Consider the following 25,443-nt stretch of genomic DNA (forward strand, 5'->3'; position numbering starts at 1 on the left):
GGAAATTCGCTTCGGGTGAAATGGCGCGTGGAAAATCAAAAGAAAAATCAAAACCCTGGGGGCAATCCCCCAGACCCCTTTTTTCTTTCAATAATTAAACCTGTAAGGTACCTGGGCAGTTACCTTTTTTTTCAATAATCCTGAACCGGAGAGGATACCCAGGCAGTCACCAATGGTTTATTGTCCCAGAAATTCTCACCGGGCTTTAACCATTCTCTTCTCTTTCATCAGCGCCATGGGCCGCGGTAGCCGCGCCAGTCGAAGAGTTCATCTTCCGGTGCGCGATAAGGGTCATATACCGAAGGATAACGGGAATCACCTCCTCGCCACCCATCCCGGGGGCGAAACCAGTCCGAACCCGAGGACGGCCATCCCGGAACAGGCATTCCCCAGTTCCCGACACCCGGATTGACCCAATCCGTACCGCCATTCCATGAAAAAGAGCCACCGGACCGGGAAGTATTTCCCGCATCCCGACCCACCCGGTCCGATTCGTCACCATACCGCGACCACCCGGTCCCCGACCTTCCCCCGATATCGGACCGTTCAGTAGCCATTCGACCCTCGTACCGTTCCGCCCCCTCGCCGCCATTCCAGCCCGTCCCCCAGGATCCGTCATCCCCCTGGACGCCCGAACGGCCCGCGCCATATCCGGGAGAAAACCCGAACGCATCCGGACGTTGCCCACCTCCCCACGATTGCCCAACACCTCCCGGGCCACCACGATCACCAACCCAACCCGACCGACCCCCTTCGTCGTACCCTCGTCTCCCTTCATCGGAGGGAACATTCGCCCCCGAACCCTGGCGGCGCAGAAAATAGGGATCAATTTCGCGCCGCGGATCCAGAGTCTCGGGGTCGGAGTATCCATCCGTCGCCCCACCCCGTTCAACCCCCCCATAAGACCCGGAGGAACCGTTGCCGCTGCCCTGGCCCGACCCACGTTCCGGACCGAAACCACGATCCTCGCCCATCCTGGAATCGTAGCCCGACCGGCCCACCCCTGGGTCCTGTCCCCTGCTCAAGCCATCATCGGCATTTTGAAACTCCGGAGGGGGATCCCAATAACGGCTCCCACCCGGATAACCCCATCCATCACCCCGTGCCGCGCCTGCCTTTCCACCCGCTCCTTGCGACGGAACATCGCGCCAGGAAAGCGGAGAAGATCCGTTCCCCGATTTCCCCGAATCGACAGTCGTACCCGTGAACGGGGACACCGACCCGACCGCTGGGCCAGAAGTTGAAAAAATACGTGGACCCGACGCGGCATCGGAAGCGTCAACCATCGTTCCCGACCCATCCACCTGGATAAACGATGCCCCCGCCACACCAGGCGAAGGATTCAGTACGAACACCACCCAGGCGCCCAAAACTACGTTCCCGAGGGAAAAATGGCGCATCACGACTCCTCGCCGGTTCCTTCGCCCTGGGCCTTCATCTTCAAACGAATGCCACGGCGTCCGCCCGAACCACCATGAGTTTTCGCACGAACCGACCGGGAAACCATCACCCCGGAAGACTCGTCGCCCATCTTCTTGACCGTTTGAACCGCCACCTCCCTCCCCGTTTCCACAGGAGCGATCCCGGCAAGAAACGCCGATGCCGCGCCTTCATCCTCCGAAACGGTTTCGTGTTCCAAGACGGAAGCATCACTATCCCCCGCCTTGATTTTCAAGACCACTTCCTCTTCAACGGGTGGCACCGGACCCACGGCTTCCTCTTCAACGGGTGGCACCGGACCCACGGCTTCTTCAACGGGTGGCACCGGACCCACGGCTTCTTCAACGGGTGGCACCGGACCCACGGCTTCCTCTTCAACGGGTGGCACCGGACCCACGGCTTCCTGGGAAATCATCACTTCCGCGGTTCCGATCGCCGGAGACCCCGCCTCTCGATCCGCATCTTTACCAACAGATTCCCCCGCACCCCCGGTTTTCGACACATCCGCCGCATCCGAAACTTGGACAAGGTCAGGTCGATCGGGTTCCCCACGGTACGACAAAGAGGCCGCATCCCCAAGAACCGGTGAAGATTCCTGGACAGAGGCACCCCCCTGATCAAGGACAGGAGGCCATTGGGATTCGGGCCGCGATGCCGCCATGGCCTCTTCCACAACCGTTGTCACGACGGTCCCGGCGGGTGTTTCTCCTCCAGCCGCGGACGCCACGGTGGCGGAAGGACGGGATTTGCGTCCCTGGTTTCGTCCCCGACCGGAACGTCCCCCCTTTTGTGTATCGTCACGAGCCACATCCTTGCTGGCGACGATCTGGCGAATTTCATTCTTGACCCGGGTATAGGCTTCCTTGTCCTCGACCGGCGGTGGCAAATCGGGGTCGCACGCCCCCCCGGCCCGGGCCTGGGACATTCCCTCGGCTCCAGGGATGAACCCACGAACCTCTGGATGAACGAAGGCATTCTGCGCCGTCACGCACCCCAGAGGAATGACCAGCAAAGTCAGAAGTGTCGAGACCAGGGCGCCGAACAGCAGGGAAATCGCCATGCCCTGGAAGATGAAGTCGCCAAGGATCACGCTCGAACCCGCGACCAGGGCAAAGGCGGTGATCAAAATCGGTCGCGTCCTCGCCTTGCACGACAGGATGACCGCATCCCGAACCGGGACGCCCTTGAGGATCTCCTGTTGGGCAAAATCGACCAGAAGAATCGAGTTGCGCACGATGATCCCCGCCAGGGCGATAAAACCGATCATCGAGGTGGCGGTGAATTTGGCGTTCAGGAGCCAATGCCCCGGAATGATCCCAAGCAGCGTCAGGGGAATGGGAGCCATGATGATGGCCGGCAGGGTGAAGTTGCCGAACTCCCACACCACCAGCATGTAAATCAGAATCAAGGCGGCGCCGAAGGCCATCCCCATGTCGCGGAACGTTTCGTAGGTCACGGTCCACTCGCCGGTCCATTCAAACCCCGACTGGCTGTAACTTTCCGGTGGACCGAAATATTCCCCCGACATGACCACCCCATCGGGAGTCTTGTAACGTTCAAGTTTCTCTTCGATCTCCGACATGCCGTAAATCGGGGCATCCAGACGTCCCGTCACTTCGCCCGTCACGAACTCGACCGGACGCAAATCCTTGTGGTAGATGATCGGGTCCTGGACATCCTTGACGAATCGTCCCAACTCGCCCAGGGGGACCGCCGTCCCCTCGGGTGTCGCGATGGGCAGATCGCCCATGCTGGACACCTTGGAACGGATTTCCAGGGGGACCTGAAGAACGATGTAGGTCGGCTCCAGAATGCTGCCCCCCTTGACATCCCCCAGTTGCGCCCCACCCATCGCCATCGACAGATTGCGGTTGATGGCGTCCACCGAAATCCCCCGCCGGACCGCCTTTTCGGTATCGACCTCGAATCGCCAGAATTCATAGGATTGCTGAATGTAGTTATCCACATCGACGATACTTTCGGCCTCCTCGAAAAACCGGGTCATCTGCTCGGCCACCTGACGCCGGACGGCGGCAGTGGGACCCGTCACCTCGGCGACGACCGATTGCAACACCGGCGGTCCGGGAGGCATTTCCACAACCTGAATTTTCGCCCCCATTTTCCGGGCATAGGGCGTCAGGATTTCACGAGTGGCCACCGCCAGATCATGGCTGGTACGCTGCCGATCCCGCTTGTGCAGCAACTGCACCTGGATGTCCGCCTCCCAGGAATTGCGCCGCATGTAGTAATGACGCACCATGCCGTTAAAGTTGAAGGGCGATGCGGTGCCGACGTAGGTCTGAAGGGCGGTGACCTCGGGGATTTTTTCCCGGATCATTTCGGTCATGCGGTTGGCGACATTCACCGTCCGCGGCAAGGCGGTCCCCTCGGGCATGTTGATGACGACGTTGAATTCCGGCTTGTTGTCGAGCGGCAGGATCTTCACCGTCACGTCGGTGGTATAGAACAGCAACATCGAACCGAAAAATCCCGCCACCAGGAGGGCCAGAAAGGCGAACCCCTTGACCGGACTGTCGAGAAGGCTGGGAATGATCCACCGGTAGAACCGTTCGAGGCGCTCGGTGCTCTGATGTTCTTTTTCCGAATGGATATGCAGCGAACGCATGCTCGGTTTGATCAACTGGGCGAGCCACGGGGTGAAGATGAAAGCGGCAAACAACGAAAAAAGCATCGCCACCGATCCCAACGCCGGAATCGGTTCCATGTATGGTCCCATCATCCCCCGGACGAACCCCATCGGCAACAGGGCGGCGATCACGGTAAAGGTGGCCAGGATGGTCGGATTGCCGACCTCGCGCACTGCGTCGATGGAAATCAAATGGCAACACTGGTCTTCCATCAGCCAGCGGCGATAGATGTTCTCGACCACGACGATGGCGTCGTCCACCAGGATTCCGATCGAGAAAATCAGCGCGAACAGCGACACCCGATCGATGGTATATCCCAGGATCAAGGCGGCGAAGACCGTCATCAGGATCACCACCGGGATGACCACCAGGGTCACGATGGCCGGTTTGAACCCCAGGGAATACCAGACCAGGAGCGTCACCGCCATGGTGGCGATGAACAGCTTGAACAGCAGTTCGTTCACCTTTTCGTTGGCGGTTTCGCCATAGTTGCGGGTGACCGACACATGAACATTGTTGGGGATGAGGTGCCCCTTCAATTCCTCGACCTTGTTCAAGACGCCATTGGCTACCGATACACCGTTGGAACCTTTCTTTTTGGCGATGGCCAGGGTGACCGCCGGTACCCCGTTGGCCGGAGGGGTATCCCCCTTGTAGGCGGGACCGGTGGTATAGGTCACCATCTGCCGGGTCTCCTCGGGTCCCGAGAAGACCTGGGCCACGTCACGAACATAGACCGGAGACTCGAACCGCGTCCCCACCATCAACCGCGACACATCCTGGGCACTCTTGAGAAAGGATCCGGTATAGACCGTGAATCCCTGGTCGCCGCTCTCCAAATGGCCGATCCCCTGCTCGCTGTTGGCGGTCTTGATGGTCTGGGCGATCTGGTCCAGGCTGATCCCGAACCCCGACAACCGTTCCGGAAACACCTCCACCCGAATCTGTTCCGCCCGTCCACCGACAATGAATCCCTGACTGGTGTTTTCGACCTGCTTGATCTGTTGCAGGACATCCAGGGACAGCGCCCGCAGGGCGCTGTCGTTGACATCCTCCGACCACAGGGTCAACGTCACGATCGGGACATCATCCACCGCCTTGGGCTTGACCAGAGGCGGCATCACCCCGGGAGGAACCTTGTCCATGTTGGATTCGATCCGATCGTAGAGCTTGACCAGCGATTCCTCCATGTCCTGACCCACATCATATTCGACGGTGATCATCGCCTGACCGCGCATCGAGGCGGAATAGACATGTTTGACCCCGGAAATCTCGCTCATGATCCGTTCGAGCGGATCGGTGACCAACGTTGCCACCTGTTCCGAAGAAGCTCCGGGATACTGGACGAAAATGTCCACCATCGGGACCGAGATCTGCGGATCCTCCTGCCTGGGCGTCAGGAACAATCCCATCACCCCCATCGCCAGACACGCAAACAAAAACAACGGCGACAGCGGTGAATGGATGAATGCCTTGGCCATCGTGCCGGCCACGCCAAGATTGTGGTACGGCCCTTCCATTTTTTCAGGTGGAGGGGGCAACATGTTACCTTTGGAATTGGAGGCTTTGGTCATGGTCCCTGGTTGCACGAAAATTGAAGGTGTATGAACGTCAAAATAAAAACCTCTGGGAATCGAATTTCCAACCCCCACGAAAGAATCGGGGGCCATCAACATCCTGGCGATAGGACCCCGAATTCATCCTTTCTTTTTTCAAATGATCGTCCAGCATCGATCCGCAGGATCAAGGCTGTTTCATTCCTTCCCTGTCCGGAAGCTCCTTGCCCTGAGGATCCCATCCGCCGATCATGCCGGCGGGCGGTTCGGCAAAGATCCGTTCCCCGGCCTGAAGTCCCGACAACACACTCACCGAATTCATTTCGACCAGTCCACCCAGACGGATCATGCGCAATTCCGGTTCCTTTCCCTGGATGGCGACCAGAACCGCCGGCAGGGACCCCCGCCAGATCACCGCGGTTTTGGGAATTGTCGGATGGTTGCGCACCGGGGTGGTGATGTCGGGAATCATCACCTCGGCATACATTCCCGGGCCTGCGGGTGAACCTTCGGCCAGATCGAGTTTCACCGTCACCGTGTGCCGTTGCGGATCGGCCATCGGGAACACCTGGGCGACCCGTGTTTCCGCCTCGACCCCACCGACATCGAGCCGGGCGGGAATCGACATTCCCTTCTTGATTCCGGGCATGAGCCGGGCAGGGATGTCCACCTTGATCTGAAGATGGCGCGTATCGGCGAAACCGAGCAGTGGCATCCCCGGCTGAACCGTGTCGCCGACTTCGATGTGCTTGGCGACGATCACTCCGGCGAAGGGGGCGATGGAACGGGTATCGCGCAATTTGGCTTCCAGTTCTTCCAGTGCCGCCTGCGCCTGGGTCAGGGCATAGCGGGCCTGATCGATCTGGGTCCCCTGGGCATAGATCTGGGCGCGGCGGGTCAGTTCGGGATTGTCCACCCCGACCATATCGGACAGGGGACGGGTCACCACCCGGTCGAACATGCGCGGCATGTCCATCCCCATGTTGTCCGAGGCCATGCTCGAACCGGAATAGACCTGGCGGGTATACTGCACCCGGGCGTTGCGCCAGTTGGCGGAGGCGGTCGCCAACGCCGCCTGGGCCGACCGATGCTTGGCCAGGAGGTCATCGTCGTCCAGTGCGACCAGGATCAATCCCTTCTTGAACCAATCGCCTTCCTTGCCGGCGACATACTCGACCCGTCCGGGCATCTGCGCGGCGAAGGAGACCTCACGATAGGGGACCACCGTCCCCCCCAGGGTGGTGGTGGCGCCGATCGTCGCCTCCTCCACGACGATGATCCGCGGTTCCACGGAGGCAGGCCCGACCGCGTCACCGTTCGCGCTTCCCCCCTCGGCGGCGGCCCACGGCACGACAGGCCGGATCACCCAGGCCGCGAGGGCCAGCGACAACGCCATCAATGTGATCAATTTCCTCATGGAACAAACCACCTCGCACACAACGATGACGGACAACAGCCGTGGCGGATCACGGAATGGCCCCGACACATTCACCATGGAACGTGTCGGGGTCCGATCGATTCCCCGTCACACCCGCCCCATCACCGAGAAGGATTTGATGAACGGCGCCGCCATGCGCGGATCCTTGATCATGGCGCCGTAATCGCCCACGTTGAACTTGAGCTTGCGCGAGGTATAGGCCATTCCCAGACCCATCATGCCGATTCCCTTGGAAATCCACTTTTCCCAGTTGGCCTTGCTGGCCCGCAGATCCCAGTTGACGGTTTCCCCGTTGTAGGCGCCGCTCTGGACGACCTTCCCCTTCTGCACCACGATCACCCCGATGGGCTTGTCATCCCCCTCGAACCCATAGGCGATGGTCGAGTTGAAGTCGATCTCTGCCAGGGCATCGGAAAGTTCCTTTTCCTTGTTCCATTCTTCCTGAAAACGAACCATCCATCCCGCGGAAAACAATTCGGCCATTTCTGCTCCTTTTCCTGTCGTCAGATAAGTTACACACGCACCTTGCAAATGGATCCTTCCGACGCGCCGTGCGACCTGCCGCGCCCCTTTGTTTTATTAATTATTTCAAACATTCCCTCACCGACCCGAAAGCGATTCACCATACCTCATCACAGGCGGTTTGACAATCCCGAACTTCCCCGCCGCGGTCAAAAAGTACCTCATTCGGATGGCGCCCGGAATTCAAACGATGATACGCCGCCGCACCAGGAAAACGGCCAGGATGAAGGAAACGAGGGCATAGGCCCCGATCACCGCCAGATGTATCGCCGCGGCCTCGGGGAGGGTACCGGTCGCCAGGGGGCGCAGCAATGCCACGACATGAGTCAACGGCAACAGCGTCACCAGGGATTGAACGAACGAAGGGAGCGCGGTCACGGGATAGAAGACGCCGCAGAAAAGAAACATCGGCGTCGTGACCAGCGTAAAATAGTAGAGGAAAAAATCGTACCCCGGTGAAATCGCCGTCACCACCATGGCCATGGCGCCGAAGGCGATCCCCGAAAGGAGCACCACCGACAACGCCGCCAGCGCCCCGCTCGGGGAAAAGGCGCCGAGTCCGACCCCGACGGCGAGAATGGCCACCCCCGAAAACAGGGAGCGCGTTGCCGACCAGGCCACTTCGCCCGCGACCACGTCGGCGACCCTCAAGGGGGTCGCCAGCATGGCGTGAAAGGTGTTCTGCCGCGTCATGCGGGTGAACCCGCCGTAGACCGCCTCGAAGGTAGCGGAATTCATGCTGTTGCCGGCGAGGATTCCCGAGGCCAGGTAGACCAGATAATCCATCTCGCCGATCGAACCGACGAAACGTCCCAACCCGTATCCCAGTCCCAGAAGGTACAGAAACGGCTCCCCGAGGCTCCCCGCGAGCGATGCCGCCGCCGTTTTCCGCCAGACCATGAAATGACGCAGCCAGACCTGGACAAAACCCGCCGATGGGACGATCCCATGGATGCCGATGGCCTGGATTTCCCGATTCATGAACCTTCTCCAAGATCGTGACCGGTCAAACGCAGGAACACATCCTCCAGGTTGGCGGGACGAAGAATGCAGGAGACCCCTTCGTGCCGGGCCACGCGGGAACGAAACGATTCCAGATCCGATCCATGGGCATGCCAGGTATCCCCGACCTGCTCCAACCGCCCTGGAATCGGGGCAAACCCCGCCGGGTCGGGAAGGCCGCTTCGGGACCAGATTTCCAGGACCTCCGGTTCGACATGACGGGCGATGAGGGTTTCGGGGCTGCCCTGGTCGAGGATGCGCCCCTGATCGAGAATCAAAAGGCGGTCGCACAGACGGGCCGCCTCTTCCATGTAGTGGGTGGTCAGCAGGAGGGTGACCCCCTGCTCCCTGAGACGGGCAAGCCTTTGCCAGATCAGATGCCGTGCCTGTGGATCCAGACCGGTGGTCGGTTCGTCAAGAATGACGATGCTGGGCTGGGCCACCAGGGCCCGGGCGATCACGAGGCGGCGCATCATCCCTCCCGAAAGAATCCGTACCGGGGTATCGCGACGATCGCTCAACTGGGCAAATTCCAGCAACCGGTCCATCCGTTCCCGGCGTTCCGCCCTGGACAGTCCGAAATAGCGTCCGTAGACCTCCAGATTTTCCGCCACGTCAAGATCGGTATCAAGGTTGTTGTCCTGGGGTACAATCCCCATCCGCGCCGCGATCCAGGGATCCTCGGGTCGCACGTCCCGCCCCAGAACTTCGAGGATTCCATCATCACGGGGTGTCAGACCGATGATCATCCGCATCGTCGTGCTCTTGCCCGCGCCGTTGGGACCCAAAAACCCGAAACATTCCCCCTGGCGGACCGAAAAATCGATCCCATCCACCACCAACCGTTCGCCGTAGCGCTTGGTCAGTCCGGAGGCACGGATGATCGTCGAGGTCATGAACACACTTCCCTTGGCGGTTGCGATGATGGAAAATGGCCGTATCTTGACGGGATGGCCCTTTGGACGCAACCCCCTTGCATCTGAAAATGAATAACGGCCAATTCATTGAATTATTGAAATTTTAGTAACTGCCCAGGTATCTTCCGGGTTCAATTATTGAAAGAAAAAAGGGGGCTTAAAGGATTGCCCCCAGGGTTTTGATTTTGTTTTTGAATTTAAAAAAAAGATTCGTTCTCCGCTTTTGACTTTGTTTTTAACCTTGTTTAAAATCAAAACCCTGGGGGAAATCCCCAGACCCCTTTTTTCTTTCAATAATTTATTTCAAGGCCGGGATCATGATGAAACTACTCACCAGTGATCAGATGCGGGAAGCGGACCGGCGTACCATCGAGGAACTGGGCCTGCCGGGCATGGTCCTGATGGAAAACGCCGGGCAGGGGGTCGTCCAGATTCTGAAAAACGAACTCGACGACTGGCGCCGCCGCCGCATCCTGGTCGTAGCGGGAACGGGCAACAATGGCGGCGACGGCTTTGTCGTGGCCCGGCGTCTGCTCCAGGATGGCGCCGACACCACGGTCCTTCTTCTGGGACAGGCTGGATCCCTGAAAGGCGATGCCGCCACCAACCATGACATATACCATCGTTTGGGTGGAAAAGTCCGCGAGATCGTCACGCCGGACCATCTTTCCGGCCTGAAATCACGCCTGAATCATGCCGGAGTGATCATCGACGCCATTTTCGGTACCGGCCTTGTCCGTCCCATCACCGGCGTGATCGCCACAGTGATCGACAGCATCAACCAATCGGGAAAACCGGTCCTCGCGGTCGATATTCCCTCGGGAATCGATGCCGACACCGGCCAGATCCTGGGAACCGCCATCCGCGCCGACTGGACAGTCACCTTCGCCGCCGAAAAGATCGGTCACCACCTTTATCCCGGCGCTGCGTTCCGAGGCCGGCTGTTCCGGGTCGAGATCGGCATCCCCGCAACCTTTCTTGAGATTCCCGCCCATCGTGTCGCCCGCAACCTGACCGCCGACCTGGACATACCCGCCCCACGACCAGACAGCCACAAGGGTCATTTTGGTCATTTATTCATTGTCGCCGGGTCGCTTGGCAAGGAAGGCGCGGCAGCGCTGACCGCCCTTGGGGCGCAAAGCGCCGGTTGCGGACTCGTGACCGTGGCCACCCCCGGCATTGCCCAACCGAATGTCGCCGCGAAACTTTTGGAAGCGATGAGCCTTCCCCTCCCCGACGACGGCATTCGCGGCCTCGAACCCGAGGCACTGACCACCCTTCTCAACCATCCCGTCCGCCCGTCGGTCGTGGCCATCGGTCCGGGGTTGGGAACGGGAGACGGCGCCGTCGCCGTCGTCACGGGCCTGCTCCATCATTGGCCCGACACCCCCATGGTCATCGACGCCGATGGTCTCAACGCCCTGGCCCGCAACCAGGAACACCCCCTGCCCCTGCACCGTTCGGCCCCGACCGTTCTCACCCCTCATCCCGGAGAAATGTCGCGGCTGTTGTGCCGGACGGTCGCCTCGATTCAGGAGGACCGCCTGAAGTCGGCTCGAACATTGGCGGAAAACCTTCAGGCATGGGTTGTCCTCAAGGGGGCCGACAGTGTCATTTCCGCACCCGATGGTCGTCTCTGGATCAACGACAGCGGCAATTCGGGCCTTTCCGCCGGAGGCAGCGGCGATGTCCTGACCGGAGTCATCGCCGGCTTGCTTGCCCGGGGTTGGCCGGTCGAAAGCGCCGTGCGTGCCGGGGTGCGGGTCCATGGCGAGGCCGCGGAAGCGGCGGCGGCGGAATTCGGAGGCGTCATCGGTCTGAAGGCAGGCGATCTTTTCCCCTTCATCTGCCGCCTGCTCAACCGGTTGGGCTGATCATGGAACGACGGTCCTTCGGCGCCACCGGTGTCCGACCCACGGTATTCACGCTGGGAACGATGCGTTTTCTCCATGGATGGGACGATCCCGACGACCACCTCCCCGAGGATTCCCTGGCCAACGCCCACGACATCATCCACGCTGCCCTGGGCATGGGGATCAATCATATCGAGACCGCCCGGAGCTACGGCAAGAGCGAACGCCTCATCGGCAAGGTTCTTTCGCTCATGAAACCGCCCCGATCACCGCTGATCCTCACCTCCAAAGGGCAACCGACCGAAACGGCGGGCGAGATGCGCCGGCAACTGGAAAATTCCCTCGAACGGCTTGGGGTGGATCGTCTGGATCTGTACGCCCTGCACGGACTCAACAACCGAATGCGCGCCGACCTGGCCTTGCGGCCTGGTGGTTGCCTGGCCGCCCTGCAACGGGCACGGGATGAAGGGTTGATCGGGGCCATCGGCTTTTCCAGCCATGCACCGCTTCCCCTCCTGCTGGAACTCATCGCCACGGGGGAATTCGCCTTCGTCAATCTGCACTACAATTTTTTCCGTCAGGAAAACCGTGCCGCGGTCGCCCTGGCGGCGTCCCGGGAAATGGGGGTGTTCATCATTTCACCCAATGAAAAGGGGGGATGGCTTTATCAACCTTCGCCGCAACTCGAAAAGGAATGTCATCCGCTGCATCCGGTCCATTTCAACGAACGCTGGCTCCTGTCACAGCCCGAGGTGCATACCTTGAGCATCGGTCCAAGCCTGGCGCAACACCTGGATCGCCACCGCCCAAGCCTTGAAAAGCGCCCTTATTGGGGAAATGCGGAACGTCGGATCCAGACGCGCCTGAACCTTGCCCTGTCCGGCTCGCCGCTGGACCGCTGCGGTCCCTGCAACCGCTGCCTCCCCTGTCCGGTCCGGATCGATATTCCAAACGTGTTGCGACTCGAACACCTGGCACAAACCCTGAGGATGGAAGAATTCGGTCGGTTTCGCTATGGCATGATGTCCCCCGACGACCATTGGATTCCGGGGGCCCGGGGCAATCTTTGCGACCATTGCGGCGATTGTCTTCCCCGCTGCCCCCAGGAACTGCCCATCCCCGAACTGGTGCATCGCGCCCACGACCGGTTCCAACGGTAAACCCACCCGTTCCAGGAACAGATCATACGATAACAGGATTTTAAAATGAGTAAAAATTTTCAGGAGTGTCCAACGGAAGTGATCACTGCGTCCAATCCGAACCACCCGATGATCCACAACCGTTTCAAGGTACACGGACGAAAGAAAGGAATCCTCAAACGTAGCGAGACGGACTGGCTGCCGCAACGACTTCAAGAATCACGCCCCCCCTGGGGCGCCACCCGCGACGAAACCCTGACCCGTTGGCACGCCGACCCGAGAAACGCCCTTCTTTGGCTGGAAATCGGGTTTGGCAACGGCGAGACCCTGACCCACCTGGCCAGTCACCGTCCCCAGGACCGTCTGGTCGGCATCGATGTATTCATGGAAGGATTTTCGGCGCTGCTGCGACGCATGGAGCGTCTCCACATCGACACCATCGCCGTCGAGGCGGGCAATGCGGCGGAAATTCTGGAAACCCGACGATTGAACAGCATGTTCGACCGGGTCATGATCAATTTTCCCGACCCCTGGCCCAAGAAACGTCATCACAAACGGCGCCTGATCCAGAAGGAATTTCTCGACACCCTGGCCCGCGCCCTGGTCCCCGGCGGGCTTGTGACCCTGGCCACCGACTGGTCCGAGTACGGCATCTGGATGCAGGACCACCTTGAAGCCCACCCCGCCTTCATCAACCCCCACGGTCTCCGCGTCCCCGCCCCCGAACCCGACCTGTGGCTTCCCACCCGCTTCCAACGCAAGGGAGAAGCGGCAGGGCGATCCATCTTACACTTGAGTTACCAACGTTCATGAACACTTTTCTACCTTCCTTTCTTCCTTACAGAAGCCCTTGGGTAGAGGCGAGATGTTCCTGCCACATGTCTTTTCCTCGACTTAAGCAATCCGGAAACTCTGGAAGTATCTTCAGCTTTCATTAATAATTCTAAATCATTTCTCTCTATATTTTTTCTCAACGGCCTAGACGATCCAGCGACAAAAGAAATACCTTTGACACTCGTTGATATAACGCTACCCCGACTACTGTACTGATAACAGTTATTTGAACAAGAGCCCCGAACTTCCTTGTCCCTCCTTCTTTTCTTTATCCTATTGTCAAACTCCCGAATCATTTTACCAAACCTAAAAGTATCATCATTTTTCATGACTGCAACAGATGGATCGCCACGCAATCCTTCCAAGTGCTTCCGAACATCCTGAGCCCAATCTTCAGCAGTTTCCTCGGAATATCTTTCTCTCAAGAACGCCATTCCCTCATTCATCAATCGTGACAACTCTGCCTCATTATTCGGATTAACGAGGGCCTGGACATCGAACGCTAGAAGAGGCACCGACTTAAGTAGCGGCAATGTTTCCTCAAGAACTGGCTTCATTTCCACCGGTGGTCCGCAGCCCACCGAACCATCGGGAAAACGAAAAGAAATTGGCGCTTCCCCACCGATCTCCAGAGATTTTGACAAGCTCATGGGCTTATGGACAGGAAAACCGGATTGAAGTAACGGCTCTGGGTCTATTTGAACAAATCCAGTAACCACGCCAAGATCATTGGCTTGGTGCATGAACAACAAGGAATCGCCACCATCCCGACGCCAGAGGGGATGTAGAACGGTAGGACCTTCCTTGACCGGGGAGAAAAACTTATACAATTTCATCAGACGACCAATCCCTTTCCTCGTCAACGAGCCCGGAAAGAGGCTTACGTTGACAACAACTTCATCCCCTCCATGATTCCGGCCACTTTCTGTCTTAAAGCACCAAAGTGTTCCAGAGGGTCGGCAAAGCCGTCGCGATAACTTGTTACCACATCAGACAGTTCAAGACCCTTGAATAAATCGGAAAAATATTTTCGTTCTTCATTCATCCAGGCCCTGGGAATCACAATTTTCAACACTGTATTCTTGTTCAGCGGAATTTTATTTCCAAATCGCACCTCGAACGTCATCGCTCTGTCGTCAAAACGGGTAGATCTACGGGTCTTCAACAACTCGTGATAGTTGCTCACTGTCCCACTGGGGCTGGCGGGCGACAATGAATCCAAAGGAGAAATATCGTAATATCGGTCGTTCGTCCCGAAAAAAGCCCGGACGCACCTCCGTAAACAATCTGGAGAAACATCCAAAGCGAACAGATCCAACAATTCCAGATCTACTTTTTTACCGAACGGTGACAGATGTTCCTTGAACCGTCCAGTCAGAAAAGCACCGGTATCAAAAGGGCTTTGACCGACACGATCAGGCAGTTGCTCGCCATTCAGCAATATACATGCCGGATAAGCCACAGACTGCGCCGTCGCCCCTTCGTTCTTCTCCCGGCCCTCAAGCCTGTAGGAGGCGCGACCGTAAAAGCAGTATATTAACATCTTGTTAAAAAAGCCACAATTTCGTGGACTCAAATGTCCCTGCCCCAATATCTCCTCAAACGCCGTACAATTTGTGACATGGGTCAGGGGAAGCGGCGGGGGCAATTCAACAGGAGGCGTTGAAAAATGCTTGATATAACGTTTGAATTCGGTCACTGAAATCCCACTAATTCTTGGAAGGAAGATGTCAGTTGAAGTGTATGAGAACAACCATCATCAGTCAACCCCATCAAGGGTTGAATGGGTCGCATCGGGGGGAAATTTCTTGATCATCCAGGCGAGCAACAGAAGGCCGGGGATGGCGGCGGCGGTGGTCAGGAGGAAAAAAAGGACCCACGACATCTGATCGGCCAGCCAGCCGCCGCCGGAGGAAAGAATGGTGCGGCCAAAGGCCATGAACGAGGAGAGCAGGGCGTATTGGGTCGCGGTGTAGGCGATGTTGCACAGAGAAGAAAGGTAGGCCACAAACGCCGCAGTCCCCATGCCGCCGCTCAGGTTTTCGATCAGGATCGTCAAGGTGAATACAAGCATGTCGTGCCCCGACCGCGCCAGAACCACAAACATCAGGTTCGAGGCCAGCTGCAACAGACCGCACCAGAGCAGGGAACGCATGATTCCCAGTCGTTTCACCATCCAGCCGCCGAGAAACGCGCCGACAATGGTGGCGGTCAATCCCACCACCTTGCTGATTTCAGCAATTTCGATCCGGGTGAATCCAAGCTCGCTGTAGAACGGATTGCCCATGACCCCCGCCAGGGCATCCCCGAGTTTGTACAAAAGGATGAACAACAAGACCTGCATCCACCCCCGACGGGTCAAGAACTCGGCGAAGGGACCGATCACCGCCCCCGAAAACCACAGCGCAAACCGCCGTCCCACCCCCCCCAACCGATCGAAGGTGGCGATGCGGGCGCGCATCCGTTTTTCCAGACGGAGCGAGGCGCCGCTCACCGGCACCACCGGTTCCGGGGCAAACAGCACCGTCACCATCCCCACGCTCATGAGGCCTGCCATCATCAGATAGGTCGTCGTCCAGCCAAACCAGGTCGCCAGATACAGGGCCAAGGCCCCCGAGGCCAGCATCCCCAGCCGATACCCCAGAACCACCACCGCCGCCCCAGCCCCATACAATTCGGCATCGAGGATCTCGACCCGATAGGCATCGATCACGATGTCCTGCGTCGCCGACCAGAACGCCGTACACAAGGCAAACAGCGCCGTCCACCAGGGGAGGCGCTCGGGATGAGACAGGCCCATGGCGGCAATCGAAAGAATGAGAAAAAACTGCGTCGCCAACGCCCAGCTTCTCCTTCGGCCAAACGCCGCCGTCAGCCACGGAATCGGCAATCGATCCACCAGCGGCGCCCAGAGAAACTTGAACGTATAAGGGATTCCCGTCAGCGCAAAAAGGCCAATGGAGGTTTTGCTCACCCCCGATTCCGACAGCCACAACGACAGCGTACCAAAAGTCAACGCCAACGGCAGGCCGCTGGAAAACCCCAGAAACAACACCACCACGACCCGCGGATGTCCGTAGACATGGAAAAATTCGGACACGCCCGCCCATGGGTTGGATGAACCCCGATGCATGCTCGCTCCCATACCTCCTTTGCCAACAACCTTTCCTTCGATTCCGTCACCGGCCATCATTGCGGGAAAATGGACCCACCGCAATTGATATTCTTCGTCCACCACGCAAACCATTCCTCTGCTTCATCCCTCATCCAAGGCCACATGGTCCGAGGTTCGCCGTTTCTACCACGAACATCACAATCGCCGCATCCCCATTTTCACCGGGACCGGGACCCGGACCATCTCCCATCCATCCTGGCGCAAGAAACACCCCGACCGCGAAAATTTACCTTTCCTTTATTCGGAAACAGGCGCAACCGGTCGATCTTAAGGGACAGCCACCACCGGGCCAACCATGGCTTTTCCAATGTATTTTACACAAGGATCACCCTTCCCATCCCCTTTTCCTGGAACATTGACCGACAATTTGTTATAAACACGCTGTAAGGATTACACGGAACCTTGTCGCCCAACCATGGCCAAAACAAGTCATTTTAACCTTTCGACATCATAAAGGACACGTATGCAGCGATTCATTCTCACGTTTTTTACTGTATTTCTGGCCCCACTCTCCGCATGGGCCAGCGCCGCCACACCCATGGTCGAGGGTCCGGCCCTTTTCGGGATCCCCCTGGACTTCATGCTGTTCGCCCTGGTGCTCCTGGGCGTGGCTCTTTTTCACAACAATACCCTCCAGGTCGCCCTGACCGGCGTCACTACCATCATCATCTATAAATTAATCTTCACCGGCTTCAAACATGGAGACGGTCTGACCGGTCTGGCCCTTCACTTCCAACACGAATGGGTCATTCTGACCAACCTGCTGTGCCTGCTCATGGGATTCGCCCTGCTCTCCAATCATTTCGAGCACAGCAAGGTTCCCGACATTCTCCCCCGCTTTCTCCCCGGCGGCTGGGTCGGCAATTTTGTCCTGCTCGTCCTGATTTTCATCCTCTCAAGCTTCCTTGACAACATTGCCGCCGCCCTCATCGGCGGGACCATCGCCAAGGCGGTCTTTCGCAACAAGGTGCATATCGGCTACCTGGCCGCCATCGTCGCCGCCTCCAACGCTGGCGGTTCCGGCAGCGTCGTCGGCGATACCACCACCACCATGATGTGGATCGCCGGCATCAGCCCCCTGGCCGTCATTCACGCCTACGCCGGCGCCTTCGTCGCCCTGGTGATCTTCGGCATCCCCGCCTCGCTGCAACAGGACAAACATTCCGCGCTTGATTCCAATATTTCCGCGTCGATCAAGATCGATGGCCTGCGCGTCGCCCTTGTCGCCTTCATCCTTGTCATGGCCATCTCCGTCAACACGGTCATCAATGTCAAATTCAACGAAATTTCCGACACCTTCCCCTTCATCGGCGTCGCCGTCTGGGTCGCCATCCTCGTCAGCGCCCCCATCCGCGCTCCCGAATGGAAGCTGCTCCCCGAAACCTTCAAGGGAAGCATCTTTCTCCTGTCGCTCGTCGTCTGCGCCTCGCTGATGCCGGTGGAAAAACTTCCCCCCGCCTCCTGGGAAACCGCGCTTGGCCTGGGCTATGTCTCCGCCGTTTTCGACAACATTCCACTCACCGCCCTTGCCATCAAACAGGGGGGATATGATTGGGGCATCCTGGCCTATACCGTCGGCTTTGGTGGTTCCATGATCTGGTTCGGCTCTTCCGCCGGCGTTGCCCTGTCCAACATTTTTCATGAGGCCAAGTCGGTCGGCCAATGGCTCAAGCACGGCTGGCATGTCGCCGTCGCCTACACCATCGGCTTCTTCGTCATGCTCGCCCTGGTCGGCTGGCATCCGACCGCGGACCGTTACCACAGCCAGAACAACGGTCACCCCGCCCAGGTCGAAATGAACGCCCCCGCCAACCACTGATTGTTCACCAAGAACAAGATCACGTCCAAAAAACAAAACCGGGAAGGGGATCCCCCCTTCCCGGCAGCGGGGCGACGCCGGACAGGGACCGCTCCGCTCCTGCCTGCTTGCCTGCCTGGCTCACGAATGAACTCGGGCACCGCGAAAGCCCAGAGTGTCGATGCGGTTGTCGAAGAGGTTCCTGCCGCGGCACGCCGAGCGCACGATGCGCGCGAGGACGCCCCAGGACCCGCCGCGAATGACACGGACGCCGCCGGCCCTTTCATCCCGCCAGGGAGAACCATCGGTGGGCGCTCCCTGATAGCTGTCGTGCCAAGAATCAGCGCACCATTCCCATACATTGCCCAGCATGTCGTACAACCCCCATGAATTGGGAGCCTTGCGCCCCACGGGGTGGGTCCCGGTCTTCTTGTGCGGATACTGTTTCTCCGGCCAGCCTGAGCTGTCATGACCATGATCCAACTCGAAACCAACTCCACTGTTACCCCCATACCAGGCGATGGGATCAAGGGCCGGAGCATTATGTTGACCGAGAATTTCAATACCACCGGTATAAAGGGCGGTAGTGGTATCGGCACGACAGGCATACTCCCATTGCGCCTCCGACGGCAAAACCAGGTCAAGTCCGGGCAGGCGATCGTTGATGCGATGCAAAAACGTCTGAACATCATCCCAGCCTACCTGTTCCACCGGTCGGTCAGGGCTTTGAAACCGGCTCGGGTTGTTGCCGCCGTTCATCACCGCCTGCCAAAGTGCTTGCGTGCAGGGGGTGTCGAACAACCAGAAGCCTTCCTTGATCGTTACCTCATGCCGTGGACCTTCGTCGTCAATGCGTCCCGGCTCATCCTTGGGCGAACCCATCAAAAACCGCCCTGGAGGAATCCAGCGCATCTTTTGCCGGGTCTGCCCCACCACGAATTCCGCCCACAGGCCAAAGTGATCGCGCCCCATGGCCCTGGCCCAGGAAGGACGATCACGGTGGCGAAAGCTCAGGCGTTCGCAGTCGCTCCGGATGCTGAATGCGGAAACGCTGGGAAGTTCACATGAATTATTCCGGAAATCATCAAAAAGACTCATCGGTGAATGATGCTGATTCTCGATGGTGACCAGGCCATTGATCGTATGCAGCGTTCCCAGCCAACTGCCGGTTGGAGGAACGTCCTGCTCCAGTACCAGGCGGCATTCCGACTGATACACATGGAGACGACGCACCACTTGTTGCAGGGGATCTTCGATCAGTGCCGGTCGAAATCCGGGTGGTGGAACATAATTCGGATCGGAACCATGGAGGTGATGGTCCAGGCGGATCATCCGTTCGCCAAAGACCGGGTCTTTCCAGAAATGGGCACTGGCACGTTTTTTCACTTTCCGGAACCAGGCATGCCGCTCCGAGCTTCCCGCGTTCTGTCCACGGTTCCTGGACGGATCGCCAAACCAATTCCAGAAGTCGCGGGCAAAGGTCAAATCCTCGGGAGAAACCTGGTGTGAACCAAGGTTGGCGATCTCATCCGCCACCACCTCGTCGGCCAGATTCCAACGCCACCGACGCCAATGGCGCAGTACCATGGCTCGGTCTTCTTCGCGATTGCCGTTGAATTCTTCCCGCAGTTTCAAATTCGCCTCGGGCAACAATGAAGCGGCGACGCTGTGGGTACTGCTCACGGCGGGATGGCTCCAGACATCGGCCTCGGTGCCGGCATCCGCCCGTTCCGGACCCAACGAAAACCGGACATCGCGCAGCAATCCCGGCTCGATGCGCGCCAACACCCCAAGGAGGGCCAACAGTCGTTCCGCCCGCTCACTCAACGCCTCCGGGGCGTTCGTGGCGCCACTCCGGATCGGTTCCCACGGCACGAACCGCCACAAACGTTGCAATTCTGACGGACACCGCTCAAGCGGCGCGGGAAACAGGACCACCCCGCGGCACGATTGGGCCTGCAAGCGACGCCCCAGGTCAAGCCATGGCCCCCAGGGATGACCTCCACCCCGCTGCAAAGCGCCAAGGTCTCCCAAAACAAGAACGGTTGCCCCCGGCGGCGGCAAGCGGTATTCCCCATCCGAGTGGCCCAAAGGCCGCGGTTCATCGAGTCCCTCGTAATACAGGGCCGATTCAAGATCATTCTCGCCCAGTACGGACGCCAGATCGGCAACAACCCGTTCCTGATCCTTCCAGAACGGCACCAGGTGCTCGCTGCGGTCCAGGACGACCTGCACCGAACGCCCCCACTGGCGTCGGCGGCGCCGCGGAATACGAAGGAGGGGCCGACCCCGCTCCATGATGTGAAGAATGCGGGCAACATCCGGCTCTTGACCTTCCTGCCATTGCGCCAGAACCGGGCGCAGCCGTGGTTGCAACTCCGCCCAGGTGGTCAAAGGCTGAAACCGTGGCGGATCCTTGGGACGACCAGGCCAGACAGGGGGCACGGAAACGAACGTCACCGTTGAAGGCGGTGGTGCGGTGGATTCTTTTTCGTAGCCGACCTGTTGCCAAAAAAAGACCGGGTCAAGCGGTTTCCTCTGCAAGTCTTCCTTGACCTGGAAAGTCGAACCAGGGTCGGCCCCTGAAAAAGCAAACCGCGCTTCCGCACCCGTCCCTGAATCCTTTGTTTCCTCTGGAAGCGGATGGTATCCCAAAAGGGAGGACATCACCCTGATGACCCCGTCATTCGCCAGGGAACAAACCCGAACCAGATCAGCCCGACCTCGGATTCCTGTATTGATCACTTGTTTTGCCCGGCGGATCCTGATGGTTGATTGCGTTTCGCATCCGGATGTTTGCTCACCGTAAACCGCGCCACGCGCTCCAGCAACGCCTTCTGTTCCGTCGGCTTCCCGGGCGCCATCTCCCGCACCGCACGCAGCAGATCAAGAAATTCCGCCTGACCCGGCAATGGCCGCCAACGCGCCTCTTCCGCTTCACGGCGATCCTGGATCAGCAAATCGGCGGCGCTGTCCAAAATCTTTTGATCAATCGTATTAAAATGGGCGCGGGCCCGGTCGATCAAATGTTGTTTCAGGTGGTTTTCCTCTGTGGGCAGACGCATATGCAACACCAGGCAACGCCGCACAAACGCCGGCGGCAAGACACGTTCCTCATTGGTGGTGATGATCACCAGTGGCGGATTTCCCGTGCGCCTGACCGGCTCCTCCCATCCGGGAGGGAGAAAACTCCCCATTCCCAACGCCTCAAGCAGGCCATTGGGAACATCGGATTCCGCCTTGTCGATTTCATCGATCAGCACCACGCATCCATTGTTCGGGTCGCACCCATCGGCTTGACGCGGTGGCGTGCGTTGGTGCGTTGCCGCCTGTTCTTTCGCCGAATTCCAGTTCAACGCCCACCACAACGGGCGGGGATGGACAAAGTTGCGCATCGCCAGATCGCGATGCACCTCTTCCCGTGAGATTCCCTTCCCAAGGGCGCCCTTCAACTGCGCCTCGGCCAGCCGGGACACGGCATCGTAATGCCAAAGCAGGTCGGAAGATTCGGTACGGGAATCGACGACAAACTGGACATAGGCCCGACCCAACACCACGGCAGCCGCCCTTGCCAGTTGACTCTTTCCGATTCCAGGTTCTCCCTGCACCAGCAACGGGCGTTGGGCTGCCAGTGCCGCTTCCACGGCATGAATGTCCAGCTCGCTGAAAAAATGATACAGCTCCGGAAAACCGTCCGTGGCAGGGCGATTGATTTTTTCTCCAGGTTTGATGTTCATTTGAAGCGTCATGAGTTGTTATTTCTCTTCTTCCTCTTTGGCTTTGGGGAGACCATGAATGGTAACGGGCCTAATAGTTCTTTTTCACTGAGTTCCAAATCAACATTATCCTTCATGGCAAGACAGGCGATGTGATAATCAGTGGCAATACTTTCCATAAATTCTCGTATTTTAGAGCATGCCCGTGGATCATCTGGCATAAAAAATATAAGATAGAATGTAGGTGTACGTTTACGCCTATTTTTTATATTCGTAGCAGCTAATTTCTTCTTTTCATCTAAGGTTCGTTCTCTCGCTCCTCTTGGCTGTTTATAGAACCTCTTGATCAGATAATTATTCACTGCATTTTGAAAATCTGGAGAAAATTTCGCATCCAGGTGTTTTCGAAGGTTCTCGGCTTCCGATTTTACATCAATACCTGAATCCGGAACGTCGGGCAAGCTGAATGCCCCCTTCGGCAGTTCATCCTCACTCCCTCCATCTCGGAACTGCGCTGACCGGACATCCACGCCTGCCATAATAATTTCCGCCACAGTTTCATGAAAGGCCGGTAATTCAACAAATAGGGGATTGGCTAAGTCTTTATCGATCTTGATGTCCTCAACAATTCTGTTATCATACAAGGCTGGAAGGAGCAGTCTAACGACATCGTATAACACATTCTGTTTGGACACATCATCAGCTTCTTTCCAGGATGTGTAGAGGCTCTCTAACATGTCAGGCAAGGAGATCCTTAACATGCATTCAGCCAATAGTCTCCCTTTTTCCTCCTTCGATGAAGCTCTTCCCCACTCAGCGCCTTTTCCAAATTCCTGTGCCACAGGAGCAAAATAATCGACATTTTTCTGGATCTCTTTCTCTAGAAGTGCGCGATATTCATCGAGCCTATTCTGCTTGTCGTCGTATCTAATCGCCTTACGAAAATCGGGGTCCTCCAGCATCTTCCAGGAAGGAACCGCATGCAGTCTTTTGCCATCGAAACCTGAAGGAATGGATTGTACAATTCCGATGAGTTTATCCTGGACAACGACAGCCATGCCGGAAACCCCTTTCCAGCCTTCTTCCCGAACTGGATTCGCGTCTTCGGATATTTCAAAGTACGGTTTGGAATCCATCATGGAATAAACCTTGCCATGAAAACTGGCGGATTTTGGGCAATCTTCCCGCCGAGCCACATGGGGAAAACCCTCGCTTGCCCACTCTGTACCCTCTCTTGGGCGTTCCGAGGAAAGAAACAGATATTCCTTTGGTGTCCACGACCTTTCAGGAAGACGCAGCAGGGCGGCATCCAGATCATCCTTGCCACACCAAACAATCTCCGCCTCCAGCCAACCCTGATCGTCCTTTTCCTCGGGTTTGTAGCCCCACCATTTCGCTTTGACGGACTTATCCCGGTCCCGGTCCTCGGGTTCAAGAACATGCCGGGCCGTAAGAATCAAGTTCGGCGCTACAGGATAACCCGTGGCCAACTCAGCAAGATCATCCGTGGTCGGCACACTGATGATCACCACAAAATCTCTAAAATTCACGGAAGGTTACCCCATCATGCCGAAGGGTCGCGTACCCGGTTTGAAACCAGCACATCCGAATTCTCCTTCCCCAAAGGATTCGTCGGTTTAAGCTTCAATCGAACCTTCATGATGGACTCGGATTTCACGCCCGCCTCGGTTTTGGCATCGATCACCCAAAATTTCACCCCGATGCCGCCACCCTCGGAGTTCGTGGCCGCAACACTTAGATCCAGGTCGATTTCCTCAACCTTGAACCTGATTTCTTTTCCATCTCCCTCTTTTTGTGCCTTCATCAATTCATCGCGCAAATGGGCGATGGCCTTGGAAAGCTCGATCAAACCTTCCTCCTGACCGGCCATTGAAGACTCCTTTCCGATAATGATTAAAAAACGATGATCGGAATATCTCATTGTCCGGTAAAAAAATCAAAACAAAAACCCCCGGGATTTACCCAAGGGTTTTTATTGTTTGTTCCTCCGACCGGGTTTCGGGCGTGCAATCCCCTAAATTTCGCCAGGGTTTCAGGGGGGAACCGCATCCAGGTCTTTCAATACTTCCGGATGGATCGCGGGGATGGGCAGGCGTATGGTAACGACCAGACCTCCTCCCAGACGGTTGGCGGCGGTGATGGTCCCCTCATGTTGGCGCACCGCCTGGGAGGCAATCGCCAACCCCAGGCCAAAACCGCCCTGCTCCGGATCGCGGGCATCGCCAACGCGGTAGAAGGGTTGAAAAATCAATGCCAGTTGATCCTCCGGCACCCCCTCCCCCTCGTCATGGACCGAAATGACCGCCTGACCCCGGTCGTTGACGAAGGTGATGTGAACCTTTCCCTGTTCCGGCGTATGACGCAGGGCATTGCGGATGACGTTTTCCAGCGCCGAACGCAATTGCACCCCATCGGCCTTGATGATGACCTCTTCGCCCAGATCCATTTCCACCACCCGTTCCATCTGTCGGGCCTCGAAACGGACATCCGCCACCACGGTTTCGATCAGACCGGTGATCTCGATCCAGTCCTCCTTCGGCGCAGCGACGAGTGTCTCATGACGCGATAGAGTCAAAATCTGCCCGATCAACGCATCGAGCCGTTCCATTTCCACACCCAGATGCCCCAGATTTTCCCTTGAGGCATCATCCCCCGGTTCCACCAGTTCGAAGGCAAAACGCATCCGAGCCAGAGGCGAACGCAATTCGTGAGAAATGTCGCGGATCAGACGCTTGTGGGCATGAAACAGTTGATCCAACCGTCCAGCCATGAAGTTGAACGCATCGCCCAATGCGCTCAATTCATCCGGAATCCGCAAGGGAACGCCTGTATAGCGTACACGCAAATCCCCTTCGGCAAGCCTGAGGGAGGTTTCACGCAAACGCTTGATGGGCCGGGTAAAATGCAGCGCCAACAAAAACACCGCGGCGCCACTCGCCAGAATCAAGAGCAACGGCATCCAGGGATGCTCGATCATGACGCGCCCCAGGGAAGGACGTGGCGGTCGCGTGAAGATGCGATAGCCCGCTCCGTCGGGACCCGTGACGACCAGAGGGTCGAAGGCATGACGTTGTTTCAATTTTTCCATGACCCGATCGTGCTCTGGGGAAAAAGGACGTCCCAGAATATCGCGTTGATCCGGTCCGATGACCAGAAATTCATCCCTGTCGTCTTTAGACGAAAGGACCTCGCGCAACCGCGCCACCCCCTCCAGGGAGAGGATGTCCGCCAGGACCATGCGTTCCTTCATCTGCCGCGCCAGGGAATCGGGCATCCGCTGCTCGAAATCGCCACGCATCCGATCCGCCGTCCAGGCGATCATGCTTCCGAGAAATATCACGGTGATCCAGAAGGAAAAAAACAGTTTGACGAAAAAACGCACGG

General features: G+C 57.8%; 17 protein-coding genes and 1 pseudogene. 4 read left to right on the plus strand and 14 right to left on the minus strand.

Features of this window, described 5'->3' with window-relative positions; all coding sequences use genetic code 11:
* Positions 1–227: 227 nt before the first annotated feature.
* The 6 genes from HQL76_00005 to HQL76_00030 form a co-directional block, all read right to left on the minus strand.
* Positions 228–1,400, minus strand: coding sequence for a hypothetical protein (locus HQL76_00005; protein MBF0107547.1), 1,173 nt, complete (start codon positions 1,398–1,400; stop codon positions 228–230).
* Positions 1,400–5,632: an efflux RND transporter permease subunit gene (locus HQL76_00010; protein ID MBF0107548.1), complete on the minus strand. Its 4,233-nt coding sequence runs from the start codon at positions 5,630–5,632 to the stop codon at positions 1,400–1,402. The genes HQL76_00005 and HQL76_00010 overlap by 1 nt, the downstream gene beginning before the upstream one ends.
* Positions 5,633–5,831: 199 nt before the next feature.
* Positions 5,832–7,040, minus strand: a complete 1,209-nt coding sequence (locus tag HQL76_00015; protein ID MBF0107549.1) for an efflux RND transporter periplasmic adaptor subunit — start codon at positions 7,038–7,040, stop codon at positions 5,832–5,834.
* Positions 7,041–7,169: 129 nt separating this feature from the next.
* Positions 7,170–7,565 (minus strand): SCP-2 sterol transfer family protein, encoded by a 396-nt coding sequence (locus HQL76_00020; protein MBF0107550.1) that lies wholly within the window; start codon positions 7,563–7,565, stop codon positions 7,170–7,172.
* A gap of 222 nt (positions 7,566–7,787) precedes the next feature.
* Complete coding sequence (locus HQL76_00025) at positions 7,788–8,585, minus strand: ABC transporter permease (protein ID MBF0107551.1); 798 nt, start codon at positions 8,583–8,585, stop codon at positions 7,788–7,790.
* Positions 8,582–9,502, minus strand: a complete 921-nt coding sequence (locus HQL76_00030) for an ATP-binding cassette domain-containing protein (GenBank protein MBF0107552.1) — start codon at positions 9,500–9,502, stop codon at positions 8,582–8,584. Before HQL76_00030 ends, HQL76_00025 begins: the two co-directional genes overlap by 4 nt.
* 338 nt (positions 9,503–9,840) lie before the next feature.
* Here HQL76_00030 and HQL76_00035 point away from each other — a divergent pair, with 338 nt between their 5' ends.
* The 3 genes from HQL76_00035 to trmB are packed head-to-tail and all read left to right on the plus strand — an operon-like array spanning position 9,841 to position 13,328.
* Entirely contained in the window at positions 9,841–11,397 is a 1,557-nt protein-coding gene (locus tag HQL76_00035; protein MBF0107553.1) for an NAD(P)H-hydrate dehydratase, read from the plus strand.
* Positions 11,398–11,399: 2 nt separating this feature from the next.
* Positions 11,400–12,536: an aldo/keto reductase gene (locus HQL76_00040; GenBank protein ID MBF0107554.1), complete on the plus strand. Its 1,137-nt coding sequence runs from the start codon at positions 11,400–11,402 to the stop codon at positions 12,534–12,536.
* A 45-nt stretch (positions 12,537–12,581) separates the two neighbouring features.
* Entirely contained in the window at positions 12,582–13,328 is a 747-nt protein-coding gene (gene trmB / locus HQL76_00045) for a tRNA (guanosine(46)-N7)-methyltransferase TrmB (GenBank protein ID MBF0107555.1), read from the plus strand.
* A gap of 8 nt (positions 13,329–13,336) precedes the next feature.
* On the opposite strand, the gene HQL76_00050 is transcribed toward trmB, so the two are convergent.
* Genes HQL76_00050 through HQL76_00060 form a run of 3 tightly spaced genes read right to left on the minus strand, consistent with a single transcriptional unit; the run spans position 13,337 to position 16,482 of the window.
* Positions 13,337–14,185 carry a hypothetical protein gene (locus HQL76_00050; protein MBF0107556.1) on the minus strand — a complete coding sequence of 283 codons (849 nt, stop codon included), beginning with the start codon at positions 14,183–14,185 and terminating at the stop codon, positions 13,337–13,339.
* A 44-nt stretch (positions 14,186–14,229) separates the two neighbouring features.
* On the minus strand, positions 14,230–15,048 hold the full coding sequence (locus HQL76_00055) for a hypothetical protein (protein ID MBF0107557.1): 819 nt from the start codon (positions 15,046–15,048) through the stop codon (positions 14,230–14,232).
* Between the two features lie 60 nt (positions 15,049–15,108).
* On the minus strand, positions 15,109–16,482 hold the full coding sequence (locus HQL76_00060) for an AmpG family muropeptide MFS transporter (GenBank protein MBF0107558.1): 1,374 nt from the start codon (positions 16,480–16,482) through the stop codon (positions 15,109–15,111).
* A gap of 580 nt (positions 16,483–17,062) precedes the next feature.
* On the opposite strand from HQL76_00060, the pseudogene HQL76_00065 reads away from it, so the two are divergent.
* Positions 17,063–18,268: pseudogene (locus tag HQL76_00065) on the plus strand (citrate transporter).
* A gap of 195 nt (positions 18,269–18,463) precedes the next feature.
* Here HQL76_00065 and HQL76_00070 read toward each other — a convergent pair.
* The 5 genes from HQL76_00070 to HQL76_00090 form a co-directional block, all read right to left on the minus strand.
* The gene (locus HQL76_00070) at positions 18,464–19,420 is read right to left on the minus strand and encodes a formylglycine-generating enzyme family protein (GenBank protein ID MBF0107559.1); all 957 of its coding nucleotides are present in this window, start codon (positions 19,418–19,420) and stop codon (positions 18,464–18,466) included.
* A 1,643-nt stretch (positions 19,421–21,063) separates the two neighbouring features.
* Positions 21,064–22,059, minus strand: a complete 996-nt coding sequence (locus tag HQL76_00075; protein MBF0107560.1) for a MoxR family ATPase — start codon at positions 22,057–22,059, stop codon at positions 21,064–21,066.
* 8 nt (positions 22,060–22,067) lie between these two features.
* The gene (locus HQL76_00080) at positions 22,068–23,588 is read right to left on the minus strand and encodes a hypothetical protein (GenBank protein ID MBF0107561.1); all 1,521 of its coding nucleotides are present in this window, start codon (positions 23,586–23,588) and stop codon (positions 22,068–22,070) included.
* A 14-nt stretch (positions 23,589–23,602) separates the two neighbouring features.
* Positions 23,603–23,863, minus strand: coding sequence for a hypothetical protein (locus tag HQL76_00085; protein MBF0107562.1), 261 nt, complete (start codon positions 23,861–23,863; stop codon positions 23,603–23,605).
* A gap of 228 nt (positions 23,864–24,091) precedes the next feature.
* On the minus strand, positions 24,092–25,441 hold the full coding sequence (locus HQL76_00090) for a HAMP domain-containing protein (protein ID MBF0107563.1): 1,350 nt from the start codon (positions 25,439–25,441) through the stop codon (positions 24,092–24,094).
* Between the last annotated feature and the right edge of the window lie 2 nt (positions 25,442–25,443).

Source organism: Magnetococcales bacterium (genome assembly GCA_015228815.1).
Taxonomy (GTDB): Bacteria; Pseudomonadota; Magnetococcia; order Magnetococcales; family UBA8363; genus UBA8363.